This window comes from Cohnella ginsengisoli (assembly GCF_029525555.1).
Classification (GTDB): domain Bacteria; phylum Bacillota; class Bacilli; order Paenibacillales; family Paenibacillaceae; genus Cohnella; species Cohnella ginsengisoli.
Genome location: NZ_JAPDHZ010000006.1, coordinates 381,190 through 405,519 on the forward strand (window position 1 = coordinate 381,190; position 24,330 = coordinate 405,519).

General features: G+C 62.4%; 19 protein-coding genes. 13 read left to right on the top strand and 6 right to left on the bottom strand.

The genetic code is table 11. The features are described 5' to 3' along the window. Nucleotides 1-5 precede the first annotated feature (5 nt). Genes OMP38_RS28305 through OMP38_RS28315 form a run of 3 tightly spaced genes read left to right on the top strand, consistent with a single transcriptional unit; the run spans nucleotide 6 to nucleotide 1,522 of the window. A complete protein-coding gene (locus tag OMP38_RS28305; protein ID WP_277568062.1) occupies nucleotides 6-272 on the top strand; it encodes a hypothetical protein in 267 nt (88 codons plus the stop codon). Then, nucleotides 244-1,182 carry a hypothetical protein gene (locus tag OMP38_RS28310; RefSeq protein ID WP_277568399.1) on the top strand — a complete coding sequence of 313 codons (939 nt, stop codon included), beginning with the start codon at nucleotides 244-246 and terminating at the stop codon, nucleotides 1,180-1,182. The genes OMP38_RS28305 and OMP38_RS28310 overlap by 29 nt, the downstream gene beginning before the upstream one ends. Further along, a complete protein-coding gene (locus OMP38_RS28315; protein ID WP_277568063.1) occupies nucleotides 1,097-1,522 on the top strand; it encodes a DUF3502 domain-containing protein in 426 nt (141 codons plus the stop codon). The genes OMP38_RS28310 and OMP38_RS28315 overlap by 86 nt, the downstream gene beginning before the upstream one ends. Nucleotides 1,523-1,573: 51 nt before the next feature. On the opposite strand, the gene OMP38_RS28320 is transcribed toward OMP38_RS28315, so the two are convergent. Together OMP38_RS28320 and OMP38_RS28325 are read right to left on the bottom strand one after the other, a co-directional pair. After that, nucleotides 1,574-2,407, bottom strand: a complete 834-nt coding sequence (locus OMP38_RS28320) for a carbohydrate ABC transporter permease (protein WP_277568064.1) — start codon at nucleotides 2,405-2,407, stop codon at nucleotides 1,574-1,576. Next, nucleotides 2,407-3,294 (bottom strand): carbohydrate ABC transporter permease, encoded by an 888-nt coding sequence (locus OMP38_RS28325; RefSeq protein ID WP_277568065.1) that lies wholly within the window; start codon nucleotides 3,292-3,294, stop codon nucleotides 2,407-2,409. The genes OMP38_RS28320 and OMP38_RS28325 overlap by 1 nt, the downstream gene beginning before the upstream one ends. 126 nt (nucleotides 3,295-3,420) lie before the next feature. On the opposite strand from OMP38_RS28325, the gene OMP38_RS28330 reads away from it, so the two are divergent. The 9 genes from OMP38_RS28330 to OMP38_RS28370 all read left to right on the top strand — a co-directional run bounded on the left by OMP38_RS28330 (nucleotide 3,421) and on the right by OMP38_RS28370 (nucleotide 18,582). Continuing rightward, on the top strand, nucleotides 3,421-5,268 hold the full coding sequence (locus OMP38_RS28330; protein WP_277568066.1) for a sensor histidine kinase: 1,848 nt from the start codon (nucleotides 3,421-3,423) through the stop codon (nucleotides 5,266-5,268). Next, a complete protein-coding gene (locus tag OMP38_RS28335; RefSeq protein WP_277568067.1) occupies nucleotides 5,253-7,082 on the top strand; it encodes a response regulator transcription factor in 1,830 nt (609 codons plus the stop codon). The genes OMP38_RS28330 and OMP38_RS28335 overlap by 16 nt, the downstream gene beginning before the upstream one ends. Before the next feature lie 597 nt (nucleotides 7,083-7,679). Beyond that, entirely contained in the window at nucleotides 7,680-9,020 is a 1,341-nt protein-coding gene (locus OMP38_RS28340; RefSeq protein ID WP_277568068.1) for an extracellular solute-binding protein, read from the top strand. 129 nt (nucleotides 9,021-9,149) lie between these two features. Further along, entirely contained in the window at nucleotides 9,150-11,291 is a 2,142-nt protein-coding gene (locus OMP38_RS28345) for a glycoside hydrolase family 36 protein (RefSeq protein ID WP_277568069.1), read from the top strand. 247 nt (nucleotides 11,292-11,538) lie between these two features. After that, nucleotides 11,539-12,030, top strand: a complete 492-nt coding sequence (locus tag OMP38_RS28350; RefSeq protein WP_277568070.1) for a hypothetical protein — start codon at nucleotides 11,539-11,541, stop codon at nucleotides 12,028-12,030. Between the two features lie 494 nt (nucleotides 12,031-12,524). Continuing rightward, on the top strand, nucleotides 12,525-17,231 hold the full coding sequence (locus tag OMP38_RS28355) for a bifunctional 2',3'-cyclic-nucleotide 2'-phosphodiesterase/3'-nucleotidase (RefSeq protein ID WP_277568400.1): 4,707 nt from the start codon (nucleotides 12,525-12,527) through the stop codon (nucleotides 17,229-17,231). 119 nt (nucleotides 17,232-17,350) lie between these two features. After that, entirely contained in the window at nucleotides 17,351-17,677 is a 327-nt protein-coding gene (locus OMP38_RS28360; protein WP_277568071.1) for an MGMT family protein, read from the top strand. 3 nt (nucleotides 17,678-17,680) lie between these two features. Beyond that, on the top strand, nucleotides 17,681-18,166 hold the full coding sequence (locus OMP38_RS28365; RefSeq protein WP_277568072.1) for a 2-thiouracil desulfurase family protein: 486 nt from the start codon (nucleotides 17,681-17,683) through the stop codon (nucleotides 18,164-18,166). Then, nucleotides 18,163-18,582, top strand: coding sequence for a GNAT family N-acetyltransferase (locus OMP38_RS28370; protein WP_277568073.1), 420 nt, complete (start codon nucleotides 18,163-18,165; stop codon nucleotides 18,580-18,582). The genes OMP38_RS28365 and OMP38_RS28370 overlap by 4 nt, the downstream gene beginning before the upstream one ends. 64 nt (nucleotides 18,583-18,646) lie before the next feature. Here OMP38_RS28370 and OMP38_RS28375 read toward each other — a convergent pair whose 3' ends face one another. After that, the gene (locus OMP38_RS28375; RefSeq protein WP_277568074.1) at nucleotides 18,647-19,288 is read right to left on the bottom strand and encodes a class I SAM-dependent methyltransferase; all 642 of its coding nucleotides are present in this window, start codon (nucleotides 19,286-19,288) and stop codon (nucleotides 18,647-18,649) included. 239 nt (nucleotides 19,289-19,527) lie between these two features. Between OMP38_RS28375 and OMP38_RS35240 the strand changes: the two genes are divergently transcribed. Next, a complete protein-coding gene (locus OMP38_RS35240; RefSeq protein ID WP_338130682.1) occupies nucleotides 19,528-21,657 on the top strand; it encodes an FAD-dependent oxidoreductase in 2,130 nt (709 codons plus the stop codon). A gap of 331 nt (nucleotides 21,658-21,988) precedes the next feature. Here OMP38_RS35240 and OMP38_RS35245 read toward each other — a convergent pair whose 3' ends face one another. Genes OMP38_RS35245 through pepT form a run of 3 tightly spaced genes read right to left on the bottom strand, consistent with a single transcriptional unit; the run spans nucleotide 21,989 to nucleotide 24,220 of the window. Continuing rightward, nucleotides 21,989-22,357, bottom strand: a complete 369-nt coding sequence (locus OMP38_RS35245; protein WP_338130683.1) for a hypothetical protein — start codon at nucleotides 22,355-22,357, stop codon at nucleotides 21,989-21,991. Further along, the gene (locus tag OMP38_RS35250) at nucleotides 22,354-22,989 is read right to left on the bottom strand and encodes a lipoate--protein ligase family protein (RefSeq protein ID WP_338130684.1); all 636 of its coding nucleotides are present in this window, start codon (nucleotides 22,987-22,989) and stop codon (nucleotides 22,354-22,356) included. Before OMP38_RS35250 ends, OMP38_RS35245 begins: the two co-directional genes overlap by 4 nt. Then, the gene (gene pepT, locus OMP38_RS28395; RefSeq protein WP_277568075.1) at nucleotides 22,982-24,220 is read right to left on the bottom strand and encodes a peptidase T; all 1,239 of its coding nucleotides are present in this window, start codon (nucleotides 24,218-24,220) and stop codon (nucleotides 22,982-22,984) included. Before pepT ends, OMP38_RS35250 begins: the two co-directional genes overlap by 8 nt. Between the last annotated feature and the right edge of the window lie 110 nt (nucleotides 24,221-24,330).

Genomic DNA, 24,330 nt, shown 5'->3' on the forward strand with positions numbered 1-24,330 from the left:
CGGCTATGCGATACCGACGAATCCGCGGCTCGATGCTCAAGGCAGCCATGCTTGCCGCTCTGCTGGCGCTGCCGCTGTCCGGCTGCATGACCGAATCGGCCGCGGGCGATCAGCCGGTTCAAGCGAGCGGCGCCGTCAATCTGATCTACTATACGATCGGCAATCCCGATCCCGACCTGAAGATGGTCAACGACAAGATCAATGAAGTGACGTCCAAAAAAAATCGGGGTCACGATTACTTATATCAAAGTAGGCTGGCAGGAATACAATGACCGGCTCCATACGCTGATCTCGACGGGCTCGCCGTTCGATATCGCGTTCGCCACCGATTATGCGGGCTTCGTGCAGCGGGGCGCCTGGCTGAAACTGGACGACTATCTGTCCGGTCTCGGCCGGGAGATGTACGACGCGATCGATCCCGTGCTGTGGCAGGGCGTCCGCATGGAAGACGGCGGGATCTACGGCGTGCCGACGAACAAGGAGCTGGCGGTCCGGATGCAGTGGATGTATCCGGAGTCGCTCGTACGGAAGTACGGCATCGATATCGCCAATTACGGCACGCTGGAATCGCTCGAGCCGCTGCTTGGCATGATCAAGGACAAAGAGCCTGCCTACCAGCCGATGGAGCTGGACAAGGATTCGCAGAACTTCTTCGCGCTGGACGGCTACGAGTACGTGACCGACAAGCCGCTTCCGCTGATGGTCCGATCGCTAGATCCGAAGGCGCCGGTGGTGGGCATCTTCGAGACGGAGGAAGCCAGGCAAGTGCTGGACACGCTCCGCGCCTACTATCTCAAAGGCTACATTAACGAGGATGCGGCCCTGCGGGAAGGCCAGAACCTGAAGCGGGGGAGACCGGGTATTCTGGAAGCCCGCGGGCGGCGGTCCGCTCGCGGAGAACAGCTGGAGCAAGGATCGCGGCTACCAGGTCGTCGCCCAGCCGGTAACGCCGCCTCTGATCACGACGGAGTCCGTGCGCGGCGGGATCATGGCGATCAACGCCAACTCCGCGCATCCGGCCGAGAGCGTCAAGTTCCTGAATTTGCTCAACACGGATCCCGAGCTCCGCAATCTGTTCAATTACGGCATCGAGGGCGTGCACTACACGCTGGACGACAACGGGAAGGTGCTGCTGAAGCCGTCGGGAAACGGCGGGGAGCAGGGCGGGACGGTCGGCTATGAAGGGGTGCAGTATACGCAGGGCAACTGGTTCATCCTCAAGACGATCGGAGGAGAGTACCCGGATCCGCTCGACAAATGGGACCAGTACCGAGCGGCCAACGCCCAATCCGTCAAATCCAAGCTGTTCGGATTCACGCCGGATCTGGCGGGCATGTCCATTCAGATCGACAACATCCGGACGGTGTGGGAAAAGTACTACCCGGGCCTGATGACCGGCAGCGTGGACGTGGATGCGGTGCTGCCCAAGTTCAACGCGGAGCTGAGGCAGGCAGGGCTGGACGCGGTGCGGGCGGAAGTGCAAAGGCAGCTGGATGCTTGGCGAGCGCGCCATACACCATAGGAAACGCAGCGAAGACCGCCGGCAGGGTGCCGGACGGTCTTCGTTTTTCGATTAACCCTTCACCGCGCCGGCGACGACGCCTTTGACGATGTATTTTTGCAGGAACATGAATACGACGATCGACGGCAGGACGGCCATCACCATGGCGGTCATCGCGTACTGCCAGTCCGACGTGTACTGGCCGACGAACGTGTAGGCCGCGAGCGTCAGCGTCTTGGTCGTCGGCGAGCCGTTGACCATGAGGAGCGGGAGCAGGAAGTCGTTCCAGATCCACATGACGTCGATGATGACGATCGTCGCCGTGACGGACTTGAGCAGCGGGAAGATGATCCGGAAGAACAGCCCGAAGCCGGAAGCCCCGTCGATCATCGCGCTCTCGTCGAGCTCCTTCGGTATGCCTTTGACGAACCCGTGATAGATGAAGACGGCCAGCGGAGCGCCGAAGCCCCAGTACAGCAGGCCGAGTCCCCAGGTGCTGTCGGACAGGTGCAGGAAGCGCGCGGTCTTGAGCACCGTGAGCATGATCGACTGGAACGGGATAAGCATCGGCATGATGCAGATGAAGTAGACGATGCCGCTCAGTCTAGACTTCGTGCGCGCCAGCCTGTAGGCCGCGATCGAAGAGACAAGGACGATGCCCGCCAGGCCCAGCACGGTGATGATCGTATTGTTCAGGAACAGGCGCGGGTAGTTGATGAACTTCCACACGTACGAGTAGTTGGCGAACGTCCAGTGATGCGGCAGCGCGATGACGTCGGACATGACCTCCTGGAAGCTCTTGAACGAGTTGAAGATCGCCAGGAAGAGCGGGTAGAGGAACACGAGGGAGAGCAGGACCATGACGATCTCGCCGATCCAGCGCGCGGCTTTGTTCGTAGCGGACATTAGGCCTCAACCTCCCTGCGCTTGAAGATGGTGAGCTGGATGACGGTGATGATCAGGACGGCGACGAACAGAATGAGCGCCTTGGCGGTGCCGTAGCCGTACAGGTTGTTCGTGAAGGTGTCGCGGTAAATGTCGTAGGCGACGCTGTACGTCGTGCCGCCGGGACCGCCTCCGGTGAGGGAGAGAATGACGTCGAACACCTTGATCGAGTTGGTCAGCGCCATGAAGACGGCGATCGTGATCGAAGGCGCGAGCAGCGGCAGCGTCACGCTGAAGAAGCGGCGGACCGGGCCGGCACCGTCCACGACGGCGGCTTCCTTCAGATCGCCCGGCACGGACTGCAGGCCGGCGATGTATATGACGAGGTAGAAGCCGATCGACTGCCAGATCGAGACGAACAGGACGGAGATGAAGGCCAGTCCCGGCTCCCCGAGCCAGCTCATTTTAAAAATATGCCAGCCCGTGCTGTTGCCGAGCGACTCGAAGCCCTGCATGAAGATGAACTTCCAGATGAAACCGACGATGACGAGGCTGAGAATGTACGGGATGAAAAAGGCTGCCCGCAGCCAGGTCTTCGACTTCAGCTTGGCGTCCAGGACGAGCGCCAGCAGAATGGCCAGCACGTTGATGAGCACGATATAGAGCACGGCGTACTTGACGGTGAACCAAGTCGCGTTCGTGAAGTTGGCGTCGCCGGTGAAGATCTGCTTGAAGTTGTCCAGGCCGATGAACTTCGGATGCTTGGAGATGCCGTTCCACTTGGTCAGCGAGTAGCGGACGGTCATGACGAACGGAATGTAAAAGGCGACGGCCACGCAGATCAGAACGGGCAGCGTGAAGAGGCCGAATTCCATTTTGGAGCGCCATTTGCGGTAAAACGAGGCCATAGCGGCACCTCTTTTCTCTTGTGGTATGACGGGTTTAGGCTATAATGCATTATAAAACGGCGCCGAATACGTCCTAAATGGATTTAAGTAATCACTTAAGGGTAATAAGGTGAACTGGAGGCAATTATGCAGACTTTCCCGCAATGGCTGCGGCGGACCGGGCGCCGGCTGCGCGAGGCGCCTTCCCGCAGGCTGGTGAACAAGCTGATCCTGCTGTTCACCTCCATCATCATCCTGATCGTCTCGAGCCTCACCGTCATCGCCTACAAGATCATCGAGCGGGAATCCGTGGCGAACAGCATCGCGAGCAACCGGAGCAACCTGAAGCTCGTGAACCAGAACTATGCCAAGTACATGAGCGAGCTCGAGCAGCTGTCGCTGCCGCAGATCGATTACGACCCGCTGATGCGCGCCATCGAGCGCGAGGGCGAAGACTATGCCTCCCGGCTGTATCTGGAGGACTATTTGCGTTCGCTTTTTTATGCGAGGTCCGATCTGCAGAGCATCTACTTGTACCTGGTGGACGAACGCAAGTATCTGTACGTCACCCGCGAGCGCTACAACGTGACGGTGCGCGCCGCGCTGGACGACGGCATCCCCGGGCAGGCCTGGTACGAGCGGGCGATGGCGGATCCGCACAACCGGAGCGCGCAATCGCTCGTCCTGTCGCGCGAGACCGGATACGGCACGGCGCCGGAGGGCGTGTATATGGCGTATCACCGGGTGCTGCGTTCGCTGAAGGATCGGCAGGCGCGCGCCGTCCTCAGCTTTTACGTGAACGATTCGGCCAAAAACGCGATCATGGCCGACATGCCCAAAACCGCGGGAGAGCACGCCATTCTGTTGGACGCGGACGACACGCCGTTTCATGTCGACGATCCCGGCTTCTATTCGGCGGCTGCCGGCGACGAAGACTTCGTCCGCTCGCTCCATGCGGAGGAGGATAAGGAGAGATTCAACTGGCATGGGCCGGACGGACGCTATCTGGTCGTCGAAAACGTCGACGCGCAGGATGGCTGGCGGCTCGTCAAGCCGATTCCGTTCAGCGAGATCTACCGGACGGCGGTGGAGGCGCGGCGCATCAGCATCTGGATCGGGTTGGGGTTCCTGGCCGTCGCGGTCGGGCTCGTCATCCTGACCTCGAACGCGATCACGCGTCCGCTCAAGCGGCTGTCCAAGGAGATGAGCCGGTTCGGCGCGGGCGACTTCGAGACGGTGACCGAGGTGCGCGGGCTCGACGAGATCGCTTATTTGTCCAAGCACTTCAACCTCATGGCGCGGCGGACGAACGAGCTGATCAACGAGCGGTACAAGATGAAGCTCACGGAGCAGAACGCGATCCTGAAGGCGCTGGAGGCCGAGATTAATCCGCATTTTCTGTATAACGCGCTGCAGGCGATCTCCACGAAGGCGCTCAAGAGCGGCAACGACGACGTGGCGGACATGGTGGACGCGCTCGCCGGGACGCTCCGCTACTGCATCAGCGGCAAGGACATCGTCTATTTGAATGAGGAGCTGAAGCACGTGGAAAGGTACATGATGCTGCAGAAGGCGAGATTCGGCAGCCGCGTCGTCATGTCGTACGACATCGGGGATGCGCTGCTCCAGCTGTCGATCCCGAAGCTGTCGATCCAGTCTCTCGTCGAAAACGCGATCAAGCACGGCGTCGAAAAGGTGCAACGGCCCGTCACGATCGCGCTATCCGTTTATATGGAGGAAGACCGGGCGGTCATCGCCGTGCGCGACGACGGGCCGGGCATCGCGCCGGACCGTCTGCGGGAGGTGCGGGCTTCCTTCGAACAGGCGTGGGAAGACCGCAGCGGCGACAGCATCGGGCTGCGCAATTTGGACGCGCGCCTGAAGCTGCTGTTCGGCGGGGAAGCGGGGCTAGAGATCGAATCGCTTGAGGCGGGCACGGAGCTGCGAATGCGAATTCCCGCGGGGGGGAGGCGGACGTCTTGTATAAAGCATTGATCATCGACGACGAAGAGCCGACGCGCGAGGCGATCCGCATCCTGGGCGACTGGCCGCGCCACGGCATCGGCGAGGTGCTCGAGGCCGCGGACGGCCAGGAAGGGCTGGCGCTGCTGGAGCGGGAGCGGCCGGACCTGGTGCTGGTCGACATGAAGATGCCGGTCATGGACGGGCTCGCGTTCCTGCAGGTCGTGGAGCGGGATTATCCCGACCTTTTCACGATCGTCATCAGCGGCTACAACGACTTCGACTATACGCGCCAAGCGATCCGCTCGCGGGTCGTCGACTACCTGCTGAAGCCGGTCAACCGGGGCGATCTCAACCAGGCGCTCGCCAAGGCGGCGGGCGTCCTGGACGCCCGGCGGGACAGCAAGCGGGACCACATCGACCGGGACATCGCGCTCAACATGTCGCTGCCGAAGCTCAAGGAAAACATCTACCTGTCGCTACTGGCCCGTACGTTCAGGGCAGGCAGCAGCGAAGCGTACCTGCGGCTCATCGGCGCCGACGATCCGGGGACGCGGTTCGGCGTGACCGTGCTGCGCCTTCTGAACCTGGAAGCGGTCGCGGCCGGCCGGTTCAAGGGCGAGACGGCGCTGCTTCACTATGCGGCGTCCAACGTCGTCGGCGAGTTCGGCGAGGCGGGCTTCCAGAGCTTCGGCCTGGCGAATCCGAAGCGGGACCGGGAGCTGATCGTCATCCATTCGATGACGGGCGGCTATCCCGAGGATCTCGCGTTCCGCGCCGCGCACTTCGCGCGCAAGATCGCGCAGGGGCTAAGCGACCTGTTCGGCATCCGCACGGTCGCTGGACTGAGCGGGCCCGGCGTCGCGGTCGGGGGATTGGCGGACGCTTACGGCGCCGCGTCCGAGGCGGCCGACGGCGCCGACCTGTTCCGCCGCGACGCGCTTCAGCCGGCGCCGCCCGCGGAACGCAAGGAGGCGGGCGCGGAGCGTAAGGACGCAGGGGCGGAGCGTAAGGATGCAGGGGCGGAGCGTAAGGATGCAGGGGCGGAGCGTAAGGATGCAGGGGCGGAGCGTAAGGACGCAGGGGCGGAGCGTAAGGATGCCGTCGCGCCGGCCGTTTCGTTTGCGGCGCGCATGCCGCAGCTGCGCGCGGCGATCGAGGCGGGCAGCGCGGCGCAGGCGCGGACGGTCGCCCAGCAGTTCCTGGCCGGCGTGCGGGAGCGGGGCCGCTTCAGCTTCAAGCAGGCGGACCGGCTGCTGGAGGAGCTGCTCTTCCTGCTCGGCGAGCTGGCGCTCGAGCTGGGCCTGCCGGCAGCCGGCGCTGTGGGCGGCGGTTCGGGCGGGGCGGCCGGGGACGCCCACGCCCAAGCGGCGGGCATTCGGGGCGACGGGGCGCTTGGCGCACTCGGCATGCTCGGGCTGTCCGCCGACTATGCCGGGTTCGACGAGTACGAGGCTTTGCTCTGCGGGATCTGCGAGCGGTACGCCGAGATGGCGCGCGCCGCGCTCTCGCCGGAGCGCGTCTTCGATGTGGGGGAGATCAAGCGCTACATCGAGCAGCATTACTTCGAGGACATCAAGATCTCGATGTTCACGGAGCGCTATTTTCTGAGCAGGGAATACCTGATGAAGCTGTTCAAGCAGCACTACGGCTTCGGCATCCACGAGTACGTGCAGAAGGTGCGCATGGACAAGGCCAAGGCGCTGCTCGACCGGCCGGAGCTGAAGATCCAGGAGATCTCCGAGATGCTCGGCTTTAAGGACAAAAATTACTTTTCCAAGGCGTTCCGCAACTACGTGGGGCTGTCGCCGTCGGAGTACCGGGCGCAGGGGACAGAAGCGCCTTAGGTTCTGCCGACGCAAACTGGAGGAGATAGCCGATTTTATCGGCTAACGAGGGTGCCGGGGGCGTGATCCTGGAGGAGATAGCCGATTTTATCGACTAACGAGGGTACCCGGGGCATGATTCTGGAGGAGATAGCCGATTTTATCGGCTAACGAGGGTCCCGGGGCATGATTCTGGAGGAGATAGCCGATTTTATCGGCTAACGAGGGTCCCGGGGCATGATTCTGGAGGAGATAGCCGATTTTATCGGCTAACGAGGGTACCCGGGGCATGATTCTGGAGGAGATAGCCGATTTTATCGGCTAACGAGGGTCCCGGGGCATGATTCTGGAGGAGATAGCCGATTTTATCGGCCAACGAGGGTGCCCTGGGCGTGATTCTGGAGGAGATAGCCGATTTTATCGGCTGACGGGGCCTCCCCAGGGGGGGCTCATGGCGCGCATAACTTCCCTTGTTCGAGAGAAGGGTAAAAAAGCGAACTGCCGGCCAGGCCGCTTTTTTACCCTTAAGAGATTACTTAAATGCATTGGGTTGCCGGCCGCGGTTCTTTAATATAGGCATCGTAGCGCAAAATCACAAACGAATCGGGGGCAACATACATGCTCAAAAAGATCGCGGGCGTATCCGTCAGCGCAGTGATGATGGCCGGTCTGCTGGCTGCATGCGGCGGCAACAACGACAACAACAACGCGGCACCGACCGGGTCGGCTTCGGCCAGCGCGGGCGCGTCGGCAAGCGCCTCGACAGGCGCTTCGGACAAGCCGGTCACCATCAACATGTTCACGGCTTCGCCGGAGTACACGGACGCTTTTAACGCCTATATCGCCGAATACAAGAAGGTCAAGCCGAACGTCACGATCAACCTCGAGATCATGCAGGCCGACTACAACACGGTGCTGAAGTCGCGCATCGCTTCCGGCAACACGCCGGACGTGTTCCAGACGACGGCAGGCGGAGACATCGACACGTTCGCCGAATACAGCGCGGACCTGACCAACGAGCCGCTCGCGGCAGCCATGACGGACGCGGTTCGCAGCAATATGACGTCCAGCGACGGCAAGGTGCTGGGCCTGCCGGTCAAGGGCAACCTGTTCACGCTGATCTACAACAAAAAGCTGTTCGAAGAAGCGGGCATCACCGAGGTGCCGAAGACGACCGCGCAGCTCGACGACGCGATCGCGAAGCTCGAAGCCAAGGGCATCACGCCGTTCGCCAACGCCTACAAGGAATGGTGGACGTGGAAGCACGTATTCCAACACTTCGTAGACGCTGCCGCGCTGGACGCAGGCACGGACGCCAAGTCGCTGGTCGCCGACTTCATCGCCGGCAAGACGACGTTCAAGGATCATCCGGTGCTGGCCGACAACTTCTTCAAGTTCGTCGATACCACGATCGCCCACGGCACCGACAAGCCGCTTGAGCGCGACAGCAACGCCGAAGTCAGCGACTTCGCAGCGGGCAAGGCCGCGATCATGACCGGCAAGGGCGCGTGGGACGAAGAAGCGATCGAGAAGATCACGCCGGACATCCAGATCGGCATCATGGGCTACCCGGTGAGCGACAAGCCGGAGCAAGCAGTCATCATCACGGGCGCCGACCAGGCGCTGCGCATCAACAAGGATTCCAAGGTCGCCCGCGAGACGATCGACTTCTTCAACTGGCTGTATACGTCCGAATACGGCAAGAGCTGGTTCTCCAACGTCGCGAAGGTCATCCCGCCGATCAAGGACGCGCCGCTGCCGGATCTGCAAATGCCGAAGGCCATGGACGAGATCCTGAAGACCGAGAAGTCCGGCGACCTGTCCGTCAACTACTCGCTGGATACGTTCCACCAGAAGTTCGGCGAGATCATGCAGGCGTATGTCGGCAAGAGCAAGACGAAGGACCAGGCGATCACCGAGATTCAGCAAGCGTGGACGCAGCTTGGCTCCGCACAATAATGAACGGAACGGCAAGGCGCCTCGCGCCGAACCGGCATAGAAGCACGCGAGACTCAGCCCTCCGGGACTGGGTTTTGCGCGTTTTCGGACCTTATTTATTTTAAATGAACGCAAGGAGCGTGCGCGACAATGAGCAAAGCGATCGAGATCGCCGAGAACGGCCTGCATTTATATATCGAAGTGACGGACGAGGGGGATGCGCGGCTGATGCATTTCGGACCCGAGCCGTATCGGCCGGGCGCCGTTGAGGACAAGCAAGCCCCCGGCTTCCGCCTGCTGGAGCTGCAGCTGACCGGCGAAGACCGCGCCGAGTATCATGGCCGCACGCATCGCGCGACCTATCCGGGCCTGCGCATGCAGTATCGTTCGCACACCGACGTGCGCGGCGGTCCGGGCCGCAAGCTCGAAGTGACGCTGACCGATCCCGAGACCGGGCTCGAGGCCGTGTCCCACTTCCAGTTCTACGACGGCATCGCGGTCGCGCGCTGCTGGACGACGCTGCACAATGGCGGCGCGGCACCGCTGGGCGTCGAGTACGTATCGACGTTCGCCTTGACGGGCATCGACAAAGAAGGCGCGCTGGACCGCGACGACAAGATGTCCGTCTCCATCCCGCATACGGGCTGGCAGAGCGAGCTGCAGTGGCGGACGTACTCGCTGCCCGAGCTCGGCCTGTCGCACGTGACCGACCGCAGCTCGAAGCGCATTACCTGCAGCAACACGGGCTCCTGGGCGGCCGCCGAGCATATCCCGATGGCGGTGCTGGACAATCGCGAGACGGACATGCAGTTGTTCTGGCAGATCGAGCACAACGGCTCCTGGCACTGGGAGATCATCGACCAGTTCGATTATTTGACGCTGCTCGTGAGCGGTCCGACCGAGCATGACAATCACTGGTGGCTGGAGCTCGCGCCGGGCGAATCGTTCGTCTCCGTGCCGGCGGCGGTCGGCGCTTCGCGCGGCGGCTTCGATGCGGCGATCGGCGAATTGACCCGTTACCGGCGCGCGATCCGGCGGCCGAACGACGACAATCGGCTGCTGCGCGTCATTTTCAACGACTACATGAACTGCCTCTGGGGCCAGCCGACGACCGAAAAGCTGCTCCCGCTCATCGACGCGGCCGCCGACATCGGCAGCGAGTACTTCTGCATCGACGCGGGCTGGTACGCGGACGGCGATTGGTGGGACGGGGTCGGCGAGTGGCTGCCGTCCAAGGCGCGGTTCCCCGAAGGCATCAAATACGTGCTCGACTATATCCGCGGCAAAGGCATGATCCCGGGTCTCTGGCTGGAGCTCGAGGTCATGGGCATCAATAGCCCGAAGCTTGCGGACGCGGACGACAGCTGGTTTTTCATGCGCCACGGCAAACGGGTCAAGGATCGCTCCCGCTACCAGCTCGACTACCGCAATCCGGCTGTCGTCGCCCACGCGGACGAAGTCATCCGCCGTCTCGTCGAAGACTACGGCGTCGGCTATATTAAGATGGACTACAACATCAACGCGGGCATCGGCACCGAGACGGACGCGGACAGCTTCGGCGACGGCCTGCTGCAGCACAACCGTGCGTATCTCGCTTGGCTCGACGGCGTCTTCGCGCGGTATCCGGACCTCGTCATCGAAAACTGCTCCAGCGGCGGCATGCGCATGGACTACGCCATGCTGAGCCGGCATAGCATCCAGTCGACCAGCGACCAGGAGGACTACGTGAAATACGCGGCGATCGCCGCCGCTTCTCCGTCCGCGCTGACGCCGGAGCAGTCGGCGATCTGGTCGTATCCGCTGCGCGAGGGCGACGACGAGGAAGTCGTGTTCAATATGGTCAACGCGATGCTGCTGCGCGTCCACCAGAGCGGCCACGTCGCCGAACTGAGCCCGCGCCGCCGCGCGCTCGTCAAGGAGGCGCTCGACTACTACAAGACGATGCGCGCCGACATCGCCGCGGGCCTGCCGTTCTGGCCGCTCGGCCTGCCGACGCAGCAGGACGACTGGATCTGCTTCGGCATTCGCGCCGAGGACCGCGCCTATGTCGCGGTCTGGCGTATCGGCGGCGAGGCGGCCGAGATTGCGCTGCCGCTGCCGTGGCTGGCGGCGGAGGCTGGAGTAGGCGCTGGCGGTGCGGTTGCGGTTGGCGGCGCGGGCAAAGTGCAGGCGCGCATCGCGTACCCGGCCGCGCACGAGGGCAGCGCCGTCCGTTGGGACGGCGAAGCCGGCGCGCTGCGCGTGACGCTGCCGCGGGAGCGGACGGCGCGGTTGGTGGAGCTGCGGTTTTAAGTCGGCAGCCGGAACGAATAAGAAGGCCGTCGCCCCTTGCGGGCGGCGCCCTTTTCGCGTCCGGCGGCCTTCTCCGCTGCAAGTTTAGGCTTGCGAACATACATCCCGAGGCGAGCGGAATACAATAGTGAATATCTTCCGTTCCGCTCGACGGGGAGCATGAGGGAAGCCAAGGCGTCGAATCATCTTCTTGTGAAAGCGTAGCCAAACTGAATGCATGAGCCTGTAGAGAAGGGGGCGGCCCACGATGAGTACGCGATTGTTGTCCGAATCGCTCGTGCGGGAGCGATTTCCTCATCTGCGATACGTGAGGATCCATACGAGCGGCAAGCAGACGGCGACGATCTATGCCTGGGACGACCAGCTGGAACTGCGCGAGGAAGATCGGGCGAATCTGCTGAAGTTCGCATCCGCGTATCTGACGCCGTTCGTCTGCTTCAAGGTGAAGCCGTACGGGCTGACGAAGGAGGAGCGGGTGCCTGCCGCGCCGGAGGTGCCGGACGATGTCAGGGAAGCGGCGATGCACCGCGGCTCGGACCTGCACGACATCATCGACGTCGTGGACCGCATGCTGGCCGGCGGGCGCCTCTCGTTCGAGCGCTACGACCGGTCGAATGCGATCGTGTATCTGACGATCCGCTCCACGCTACCGATCTCGCCGATCGAGCGCGAGCTACTCGGCGTGTACCTCTATGAGTTGCTGCCGCTAGGGACGCAGTCGAGTATTCAATATATATAGTCATGCAAAAGTGGCTCGCGTATCGAGCCGCATGTAACGAGGGGGTGTCTCAGGGTCAATCATTTGACCCGAGAGATAGCCCCGTTTTTCTGCAACTCTCCTTCTAGCGAACGTGACAACTATTGATCTACGTGCACACTTTGAGCGCCACATTCCCGCGAACGTGCCAATTTAGATTCACGGGCACCCTTTGGAGGCTACTACCTTTCTTCTGCAGCGTTACGAGCTCCCCCCTCTATCTACACCCTTGTTCTTGATCCTTTACATATCTTTTACAAATTAAGCGATCATCTAGCGATATCATTTACTATACTTGCAGAGAATGCGAACCGAAGGGAGAGCGAGCATGTTGAACAGGAAGACTGGCTGGAGCAAAAGATCGTCGACCGTGACGGCCGCGGCGGTATTGGTCTCTCAGGTGTTCGGGGGGATTCGGCCTGCTGGCGGCGGACAAGGCTGCTGCGGCGACGGATGCGCCGCTTCACGTGCGGATCATGGAGACGACGGACCTGCACACGAATGTTCGCGGCTTCGATTATTTTAAAAACGCCGAGTCGGTAGCGGTGGGACTGGACCGAACCGCGACGCTGATCAAGCAGGCACGCGTCGAGCAGCCGAATGCGCTGCTGTTCGACAACGGCGACTTGCTCCAAGGCACGCCGCTCGGCACCTATATGGCCAAAGTGGACAAGCTGTCGAGCCCGGGCAGCGTCCATCCGATGTACAAGGCGATGAACCTGCTCGGCTACGACGCCGCGACTTTCGGCAATCATGAATTCAATTATGGATTGGATTTTCTAGACAAAGCCGTCTCCGGCGCCAAAGACCGCTCCGGCGATCCGCTGCCGTATGTAAATGCCAATATTTACGTGGACGACAATCACGACGGTGTCGCGCAGCCCGAAGAGACGACCAATCAATACGATCCTTATCAAATCCTTACCCGTACGTTCAAGGACGACGCAGGCGTCGACCAGACCGTCAAGATCGGAGTCATCGGCCTCGTGACGCCGCAGATCATGGATTGGGACAAAGCCAATCTGTTCGGCAAAGTCGTGACGCGGGATATCGCCGAGACTGCGGCGCATTTCGTACCGCTCATGAAGGCGGAAGGCGCGGACATCGTCGTGGCGCTGGCGCATACGGGCTTCGATTCGAACGCGGTCGAAGGCGACCTTTCGGAAAACGACGTCAACGCGCTGAGCAAGGTGCCCGGCATCGACGCGATTACGTTTTCCCATACGCACAAAATCTTCCCGACGGCGAGCAACGCTTCGCTGGACGCCTTGTTCAAGGACCCGGCCACGAACCAGCCGTACAATTCGCCGAGCAGCGTCGTGAACAACGTTTACGGCCTCGGCGGCGGCACGATCAACGGCGTATTCGCCGTACAGTCGGGCTTCGGCGGCGCGAACCTCGGTCTCATCGACCTGAAGCTCGTCAAGGACGCGGGCGGCAAATGGACGGTGGACAAGGCGGGCTCCCAGTCGTCCACGCGTTCGATCTACCACACGGTCGACAAAGTCAATATTGCCGACGTAAACGCAGACCCGGCGGTCGTAGCGGCGGTAGATGCCGAGCATCAAGCGACCATCGCCTATACCGGGCAAGAGCTCGGACAGACGGACGCGCCGATCAACAGCTACTTCGCGATGGTGCAGGACGATCCGTCGATCCAGATCGTGACGGACGCGCAGAAGTGGTACGCGGAGCAGTCGGTGGCAGGCACGGTATACGAGGGATTGCCGATCCTGAGCGCGGGCGCGCCGTTCAAGGCGGGGCGCAACGGACCTTCCGAGTACACGGACATCGATACGGGTCCGCTGACGATCCGCAGCGCGAGCGATCTGTATCTGTACGACAATACGCTGAAGGCGGTCGTAATCAAGGGCGCGACGGTCAAGGAATGGCTGGAGATGTCCGCGGGCGCCTTCAACCAGATTTATCGGACGAAGTCACTGCCTCAGCCGCTGCTGAACCCCGCATTCTCCGTCTTTAACTATGACGTCATCGACGGCGTCACTTATCAGATCGACGTGACGAAGCCGACCAAGTACAAGCCGGACGGCAGCATCAACGACGCATCGTCCAGCCGGATCGTGAACCTTGAATACAACGGCGAGCCGATCGATCCGGCACAGGATTTCATCGTCGTCACGAACAACTACCGCGCAGGCGGCGGAGGTAACTTCCCGGGGCTTAAGGGCTCCACGCTGGCCATCGATTCCCAGGACGAGAACCGTCAGGTCCTGATGGATTATATCTCGCAAATGAAGACGGTAAGCCCGAGCGCGGACGGCAACTGGACGTTCGCGCCGATCGAGGGCATGGTGAACGTGACCTTCACGAGCGCGCCTGCGGCCGCGAAGTACGCGGGGCAGACGAACGGCAAGATCGCGGACACCGGAAAGACGAACGATAAAAATTTTGAAGTTTACGATCTGCAGCTGAGCGAGTCGGCGCCGACGCCGACCAAGCCGGTCGAAGTGCATCTGATCGGCATCAACGACCTGCACGGCCAACTGGACACGACTTCGATCGTGAACAACAAACCGGCGGGCACGGCAGCGACGCTCGCGACGTATATCAAGGAAGCGCGCGCCAAGTATGAGTATAGCCTTCTCGTTCATAACGGCGACTCCGTAGGCGCGACCGCGCCGGTCTCCTCGCTGGAGCGCGACGAGCCGACGCTCGAATGGATGAACCTGATGCAGTTCGATATCGGCACGCTGGGCAACCATGAGTTCGACCAAGGCGTGGCGGCATTGAAGGCGCAGCTGTACGGCGGCACCGATCCCGTAGGCGGAAAGATCACGCATAAAGGCGTGAACTTCGACTATATCAACGCCAACGTCGTAGACGAGAAGACGGGCGAACCGATCATCGCGCCTTATGCGGTGAAGGAGATCGGCGGCGTAAAGATCGGCTTCATCGGCGTCGTCACGATGGCGACGGTGACGAAGGTGTCGCCGGAGGGCCTGAAAGGCGTTAAGCTGGTCGATCAGGCGCCTGTCGTGAATAAAGCGGTGGATGAGCTGAAGAAACAAGGCATCAAGAGCATCGTCATCTTAGCGCACGATCCGGCGACCACGAACGCGACGACGGGCTTGACGACCGGCGAAGCCGCGGATCTGGCGAACAGCGTCGACGACGAGGTCGACGTGATCATGGCCGGCGACAACCACGCGCTAGCCAACGGTCTCGTGGACGGCAAGCTGGTCGTTCAAGCCTACTCCTACGGTACGGCTTTCGAGGACGTCAAGCTGATCATCGACCCGGCGACGGGCGACATCACGAGCAAGTCGGCGACGGTCACGACGACGTTCCAGGACGGCGTGACGCCGGATAAGGCGACCGAAACGTTGGTAAACAGCTATCTCGACAAGCATCCGGAGCTCAAAAATCCGGTCGGCACGACGGACGGAACGATCGTCCGGACCGACGCATACAACAATGAGGCGCCGCTGGGCAACCTGATCGCGGACGCCATGCGCAGCGCGTTCCCCGGCTCTGACTTCGCGTTCATGAACCCGGGCGGCATCCGTGCGGACCTCCCGAAGGGCGAAGTGAAGTTCGGCGACTTGGCCAAGGTGCAGCCATTCGGCAACACGCTCGTGAAGCTGACGCTGACGGGCGCACAGATCCGCACGCTGCTCCAGCAGCAGTGGGGCGTCAAGGCGGACGGCACCGCGGACACGAAGACGCTGCAAATCTCGGGCCTGAAGTATACGGCCTATAAGGATTTGCCTGTCGCGCAGCGCGTCACGAGCCTGACGAAGACGGACGGCACGCCGATCGAAGACAACAAGGAATACACGGCAGTCGTCAACAACTTCATGGCTGCCGGCGGCGACAACTATAAGGTCCTTACGGAAGCCAAGAGCGCGGTAGTGGGCCCGACCGATCTGGACATTTTCTACAAGTACATCGTGGATACGTTCAAGGGCGGACCGATCACGGCGAAGATCGAAGGACGCATCGACAATAAACCGGGGACGCCGCCGGTTACGCCAGGCAACCCTGGCAACCCGACGCCTACGCCTACCCCGACCCCGACGCCGGGCGCACCGGTGAAGGTGAGCGTCGAAGCGAAGGACGTGCCGAAGGCGGAGAACGGCGTCGTGAGCTTGCCGGTGACGATTCCGGCCGGCGCGGCCGACGTCAGCATCTCGCTGCCGCTCAACATCGCGGAGCTGGCTGGCGCAGGCAACAAGATCAAGCTCGAGCTGGACGGCGTGACCCTGTCGCTTCCGGCCAAGGTGCTGGAGGATACGTCGAAGCTCGTCGCCGGCGATGCGGCGAAGGATGCGACGCTGTCGCTGAATTACAGCCGGTTGACGTCCGAAGCTTCTAACTCGCTGCTCGCCGGCGCGCAGAACGCCAACTTGAGCATCAAGCCGGCAGGCGCGGTGACGAAGCTCGGTCTCTCCGCCATAGCGAAGGATGGTACGACGGCAGGTACGCTTAGCCGTTTCGCAGAGCCTGTCTCGATCGCGATGAAGGTCGACAGCGGCGCGAACGCGAAGCTGACGAACCTGTACCGCATCGACGGCGGCAAGCCGGTCTACGTGAAGGCCAAGCTGCAAGGCGGCCTGTTGACGACTGAAGTGACGCAGCCGGGCACCTATGCAGCGCTGACGTACGACCGCAGCTTCGCAGACGTGGCTGCGTCCTATTGGGCGAAGGACGTCATCGCGGAACTGGCTGCCAAGCAGCTTATCGACGGCATGGACACCGCGAACTTCGCGCCGCAAAGGCAGATCACGCGCGCCGAATTCGCCAAGCTGCTGGTACAGGAGTTCGGGCTGCAAGCCCAAGGCGCCGGCACTTCCTTCACGGATGTAGCGTCTGGCAGCTGGTATGCCGAAGTCGTGGGCATCGCGTCCGCGAACGGTCTCATCACGGGCAAGGGCGACGGCAGCTTCGCGCCGAACGCGCCGATCACCCGCGAGGAGATGGCCGTCATGCTGGCGCGTATCCCGGCGCTGAAGTCTGGCGGCACGACCGGTACCGCCGGCTTCAAGGACGGCGGCAAGATCAGCAGTTGGGCGCAAGGTTCGGTCGGCCGAATTCTGGACGAAGGCCTGATGCAAGGCCGCGGCAACGGCGTCTTCGCGCCGCAAGGCTTCACGACGCGCGCCGAAGCGGCGAAGGTCGTGCACGGCCTGCTGGTTACGGCGGAGTCGGGCGGCGGCTTCTAACGACTACGCTTCAGGCGAATCGAATACGGCTGGATCATCAAGCTCCCGGGCGCTTCGGCCCCGGGGGCTTGGCGTCTTTAAGGGAACTATTATAAGCTGTAATGAAGAGGTGAGACGGCATGCAGCCCTTTACGGCGCGAGTAGTTGAAGTTATTAAGGCAATACCGGCAGGCACGGTCATGACATACGGGCAAGTGGCGGCCGCGGCAGGCAGTCCGCGGGGCGCGAGGCGCGTCGTCTGGGTGCTTCATTCGCTGAGCGAAGCGCATGGTCTTCCGTGGCATCGGGTCGTGAACGCCAAGGGCGAGATCGCGCTGCCGGGCGACGAAGCGCGGTATACGCAGCGCGCGTTGCTAGAGCAGGAGGGCGTATCGTTCGACGGGGATTACCGCGTAGACCTTGCGCAGTGCAGATGGGATGGGGCGAACCCGGAAGGGGAGGGATAGCGGATGACGGCGAAAATACTGGTCAGCGCATGCCTGCTCGGTCAGCAGGTGCGCTACGACGGCGGAGGCAAGCTGTGCGAGGATCCGAGGTTCTCGCGCTGGCAGGCGGAAGGCCGATTTGTGCCGGTGTGTCCCGAAGTCGCCGGCGGACTGCCGACGCCGCGGCCGCCGGCGCAGATTCGGGGCGACCGGGTCGTGACCGAACAAGGGGAGGACTTTACGGAGGCGTTCGAGAGAGGCGCCGAGATCGCGCTGCAGGCGGCGCGAGCGCATGACGTGGCGCTGGCGATTCTGAAGCAGAGCAGTCCCTCCTGCGGCAGCCTGTTCGTTTACGACGGTACCTTCAGCGGCGCGAAGCGCCAGGGCGAAGGCAGGACGGCGGCGCTGCTGCGCAAGCACGGCTTCAAGGTTTTCGGAGAGGACCAGCTGGAAGAGGCCGAGCGGGAGCTCGCCCGGCTGGAGCGGGAAGGGACGGTGCCGAAAAGGTGAAAATCGCGTACAGGACGATGGAGATCGCCGATTACGACGGAGTGATCGCGCTATGGCGCCGGATCGAAGGCTTGGCGCTGAGCGAGGCGGACGAGAGAGAGGCGATCGCGGCCTATTTGCGCCGCAACGAAGGCATGAGCTTCGTAGGCGAAGCGGACGGCGCGCTGGCCGGCACGATCTTGTGCGGCCATGACGGACGGCGCGGCTACGTGTATCATGCAGCCGTAGATCCGGCCTATCGCGGGCGGGGGATTGCCCGGCAATTGGCCTCCCTCAGCCTGGACAAGCTGCGGGAGGCCGGCATCGGCAAGTGCCACCTTTTCGTGCTGGAGGACAATGACGCGGGCGCCGCCTTTTGGACTGCGACCGGATGGCAGCGCCGGAGCGGGTTTTACGTATACTCCCGAGACGTATAGCGAGCTCGTCAATTAAGACGCGGCGGCAGGCTTAGCGCCGTAGAAAACGGCGAAGTCGAGATATTTATACATGCAGTCCGCGTCCTGAAATCCTGCCTCCGTCATCCAAGCGAGCTGATCGCCAAGCTTGGCGTTGATATCGACGCCCCGCCGCTCCACGGAAGCATCGATGGCCGATTGGGGCAAGCCGCTGGCGGCGATCTCGGCCAACCATCTTTTGCGATAGTAGGCGTCGGAGGCAGGCGTCGTGCCGGCGACCTGGTCCGCGTTGACGAATACGCCGCCGGGCGCCAGCGCTTGATACAGTTTTTTTGAACAACTCCCGCTTGGACGCGTGGGTCAGATGGTGAATCGAGAGCGACGATACGATGATATCGTAGCTGCCCGGGGCGAACGTATAGTCGGAATAGTCGGCTGCGATGAACGCGGCATTCGGGTCGCCTGCGAACCGCTCGCGGGCGATGTCCAGCATGCTTTCGCTCATATCGATCAAGGAGAGTCGGGCCGCGGGCAGTTTGCTTCGCACCATCGCGGCCATCAGGCCGGTGCCTGCGCCCAAGTCCAGTACCCGAGGCGAGGCCTCCGCGCTCTCGGCCAGCGCGACGGCCATGCCGTAAAAATCGTCATAGCAAGGGATGAGCCCTCTTCTCTGCGCGTCGTACTGGCTGGCGGCGGCGTCGAATTGTTTTTTCACGTTCGGATTCATCGTAGGTCCTCCTCGTTTTGTCGACTGCCTTAATCATAGTGCCGCTTCTTCGCGAAAGGAAATATATAAAATATACACTGTTTATAGTTATGAACTATGGGGTAAGTGATTTGACTAACGGTCGTCGGATCCTGCGAAATTTGGCGAATCCTGTCTGCCCTTTGCGGCTAAGATCGCCTATAATCGGAGTAGATTGTAAAAAACGGCTATGACGGTACATTTGCCGAGGGGTGATGCCCATGAATCGTGCGTGGACGCAGAATGCCAAGATTCTAATCGTAGACGATCAGCCCACGAATATCATGCTGCTGGAGCATGTGCTGCGAAGAGCCGGCTTCGGTAATCTGCATAGTACGACCGACTCGACTGAGGTTGAGCCGCTCTTCTGCGAGCTGTCGCCGGATATCGTGCTGCTTGATCTTCACATGCCGGTCGTCGATGGGTTCGCCGTGCTCCGGCAGCTGCGTCCGCTGATTGGAGAGAGCAGCTTTCTGCCTGTCGTGGTGCTGACCGCCGACGACTCCCCGGGCGCTCGCAAAGAGGCGCTTCATCTGGGCGCCAACGACTTTATCACGAAGCCGCTCGACGCGTCCGAGGTCGTGCTCCGCATCGACAACTTGCTGAAGACGCGTTATTTTTATTTGCAGATGCAGGAACAGAACCAGTCGCTCGAACGGCGGGTCCAGGAGCGGACAGCCGAGCTGGAACAGGCTAAGCTTGAAATTCTGCACCTGCTCGCGCGCACGGCGGAGTATCGCGACGACGAGACCGGCCAACACACGCAGCGCGTCGGGCGCATGGCGCGCGACGTTGCCGTCGCGCTGGGACTGCCGCAGCAGGAGGTTGAGCTGATCGAGCAGGCGACGCCGCTGCACGACATCGGCAAGATCGGCATCGCGGACGAGATTTTGCTGAAGCCCGGGCGCTTCACGACCGAGGAGTTCGAGCAGATGAAGCGGCATACGCTGATCGGCGCGTGGATCTTGGAGACGAGTTCGTTCCCGGTGCTGCAGATCGCGGGAGAGATCGCGCTGACGCATCACGAAAAATGGAACGGCGGCGGCTACCCGCGGGGCCTTAGCGGGGGCGGAGATCCCGTTGTCGGGGCGGATCGTCGCGATCGCCGACTTCTACGATGCGCTCACCCACGAGCGGCCGTACAAAAAAAGCGTGGACGCACGAGGAGGCTATCGCCGAAATTCGCGCGCAGCGCGGCATTCATTTCGACCCGGACGTCGTGGACGCCTTCCTCGACATTTTGCCGGCGCCCGTCTCGTCTTGAACTCGGACGACGCGGTCTATCAGGCATGCTAACCAACGTACGTTTCAGTCCTGTCCGCGCGGCGGGGCTTTTTTGGTGTTTTGGGTATAATACCTTAATTAGGCATTGGCATGCTTGGGACGATGGTATAACGGAGGAGGATGCGGACTTGTTCGATTGCGCAATCATAGGCGGCGGCCCTGCGGGTCTCAGCGCCGCGCTCGTACTGGGCAGGGCAAGACGATCCGTCGCGCTGTTCGACGAAGGAAAGCCGCGCAACCGGGTGGCGTTGGCCTCGCACGGCTTTTTGACACGGGACGGCACCTCGCCGGCCGCGCTGCGGAAAATAGCGCACGACGAGCTGGCCGCTTATCCGAGCGTTCGCGTCTGCGGGAGCCGGGTGGAGGAAGTGGCGAGGGAGCCTGACGGCAGTTTTCGGTTGACGGATGCGGCGGGAGAAAGCTGGCGGGCAGCCAGGCTGCTGCTGGCCACGGGGTTGAAGGAGCTGCTGCCGGAGATCCCGGGGCTTCGCGAATTTTACGGCAAGAGCCTGTTTTGCTGCGCTTACTGCGACGGCTGGGAGATGCGGGACCGTCCGCTCGCGCTCGTCGCGGGCAACGATCATACGTTCCATCTGGCCAAGACGGTCTTTAATTGGAGCAAGGACCTGCTCGTCTGCACCAACGGCTACGATTCGCTCGAGCCTGCGGAAGAGCGGGCGCTGCGGGAGCGCGGCATACGGATCGACCATCGCCCGATCGAACGCTTCGTCGGCGAGGAGGGGCAGTTGTCCGCCGTGCGCTTCGCGGACGGGGAGGAGGTCGCGCGCGCGGGAGGCATCGTCGCCGAGCGGCTGCGTCAGGCGGCGCCCTTCGCGGAGCGCCTCGGCTGCGCGATAACGCCTTACGGCGGCATCGAGACGGACGGCGCGGGCCGGACGAGCGTGCCGGGCGTGTACGCGGCGGGGGGATGCTGCATGCATCATGCCGGCGCAGCTCGTCGTAGCCGCCGCCGAAGGCTCGCGCGCCGCGATCGGCCTCAACGAAGATATGACGGACGAGGCGTTCGCTTGAGGAGCCGGCAAGGCAGGCTGGCAGGCAAAGTATAGGCGAGGAAAACGCGGTTGCGTGGAGCGGCGTTGACTGTAAGCGAGACAAGCAAGGTTGCGGCAGGGAAAAACCTGGATAGTTGGTCTACAAGCGAGGAAAGCGCGGCTGCGTGGAGCGGCGGTGCCTGTAAGCGAGACAAGCGAGGCAGCAGCCGGGGGAAAGCTGGTTAGTTGGTCTACAAGCGAGGAAAGCGCGGCTGCAGTTGGCCGAGGTAAAGAAGACGCGAAATAGCGGTTGGTCGATCCGCGTGCATGACGGGCGGATGGCAACCGCTATTTTGCTTTTAGAGGCCCGACCTAGGGTTGCGGCCGACGTAGCGCTGGTCACGCTCTACAAGCCGTAGCGCGTCCGCAGCGAGGCGGCCATCTCCTCGATCTCGTCCGGCGCGGGCAGGCGCAGCGCGGCTTCGGCGCTTGCGATTCCGGCCGGCGTCTGATGCGCGCGGATGACGTCCTTCACGGCGGCTGCGAACCGCGCGGCAAGTCCCGAGCCGCTGCTGCCCGTCGCGCTCGCGCCACCTATTCCGCTTCCCGCGCCCGTCAGCTCCGCGAGGCTCGCCATCCGGTCCGTGCCCACGTCCGGGTACGCGGACGGGTCGGCGCCTTCGGCCGCCAGCCCGTAAAACTCCCGCACGACCCGCGCCCGCTCGTCGCCTTTGCCTTCGGCGATAATGAAGGCCTGCACGTTGTAGGACTTCACCTGTCTGCGCTGGGCGATGCCGCAGAACTTGCGGCCCCCGATCGACAGGTCGAAGTCCCCGGGCAGTAAGAGCCGACGACTTCGCCCTTGGAAGCCTCTCCGCCTAGCTGCCCGACGGCGAGCCGGATCAGGTCGTACATGCGCTCGAAGTCGCCGTGGAACGCCATGTCTTCGGCCCTGTCCTTCGGGAGGATGAGCGACAGGTTGACGACGCCCGGATCGAGCGGCACGGCGGCGCCGCCGGAATTGCGGACCGCCACGCCGTAGCCGAGGCCGGCGAGCCGGTCGGCTGCCTCCCGCGCACGCGGGAGCCGGCTGTCCCGCAGGCCAATGACGAACGCCCGGGGATGTCGCCAAAGATGGCAGATCCCCGGGCCTCCGGCACCGGTCGCGCGGCACAGCAGCTCGTCCAGGGCGAACGCATACAGCGGGTCCTCCGCCGCCAGCCGGTCCGTCCGGTCGAGGATCAGCAGCCCGGACATCCAAGCGCGATCGTGAGCGGGGCCGCCGGCCCGCACGTCAGCGTTGCCCGCAAGCGCTGCGCTCATGCCGTTCCCGTTGTCCGCATCATTCACGCTCGCACCGCCGCCTTCAGCCGCCTGCTCCGCGCGCCCGCCAGTCCCGTTATCCACGCGCTCGCCGCTCATAGCGCTGGACGATGTCGACGATGACCTTCACGGCCTGCACCATGTTGTCGACGGAGGCGAACTCGTATTTGCCGTGATAATTCTCTCCGCCGGTGAAGATGTTCGGCGTCGGCAGTCCCATGTAGGACAGCTGAGACCCGTCCGTGCCGCCGCGGATCGGCTTGATGATCGGCGCGATGCCGAGACCCTCCATGGCTTCCCGGGCAATGTCGACGATGTGCATGACGGGCTCGATTTTCTCCCGCATGTTGTAGTACGAATCCTTCATCGTCAGCTCAATGCTGTCTTCGCCGTACGTCTGGCGGAATTCCTCCGCGATATTCTCCAGCACATGCTTGCGCCGCTCGAACAGGCTCCGGTCATGGTCGCGCACCAGGTATCGCAGCGTTGTCCGCTCCACGTCGCCTTCGATCGACTGCAGGTGATAGAAGCCCTCGTAGCCTTCCGTGAATTCGGGCGCTTCCGCCTCCGGCAACCGGGCATGAAAGGCCATCGCGATCTTGGCGGAGTTGACCATCTTGCCTTTGGCGGTGCCCGGATGCACGTTGGTGCCGTTGACGGTCACGATGGCTCCCGCGGCGTTGAAGCTCTCGTACTCCAGCTCGCCGAGCGGACCGCCGTCCATCGTGTAGGCGTACTTCGCGCCGAATGCGGCGACGTCGAACTTGTGCGGGCCTCTGCCGATCTCCTCGTCGGGGGTGAACGCGATGCGAATGCGGCCGTGCTTGATCTCCGGATGGCGGATCAGATAGGCCATCGCGGTCACGATCTCGGCGACGCCGGCTTTGTCGTCCGCTCCGAGCAGCGTCGTGCCGTCGGTCGTAACGAGCGTGTGGCCGACATACTTGGCGAGGTCGGGGAACATGTTCGGCGACAAGGCGAGCTTAAGCGCCGAGTTCAGCACGATGTCTCCGCCGGCATAATTGTAGACGAGCTGGGGCTTGACGTTCGCGCCCGTGAAGTCGGTAGCGGTGTCGACATGCGCCAGAAAACCGATCGTCGGGACTTCCGCATCGGTATTTGACGGCAGCGTCGCCATCAGATAGCCGTTATCGTCTACCGTTACCTCCTCCATGCCGATGCTCTTCAATTCGTCCTCCAGCATGCGGAGCAAGGTCCATTGACCCGGCGTCGACGGGCACGACGGGCTGTTGTCGTCCGATTGGGTGTCCACTTGCACGTATTTGACGAACCGGTCGATTAATTCCTGCTTCACGGCAGGCACCTCCTCAAGTTGGCGCTCGTACGGCGCTAAGCTGCGTATGTTCACATCATAACCCAAATGGCGGGCCCGGGAAAACAAGCGAGCCGCCTTCCGCCTGGCGC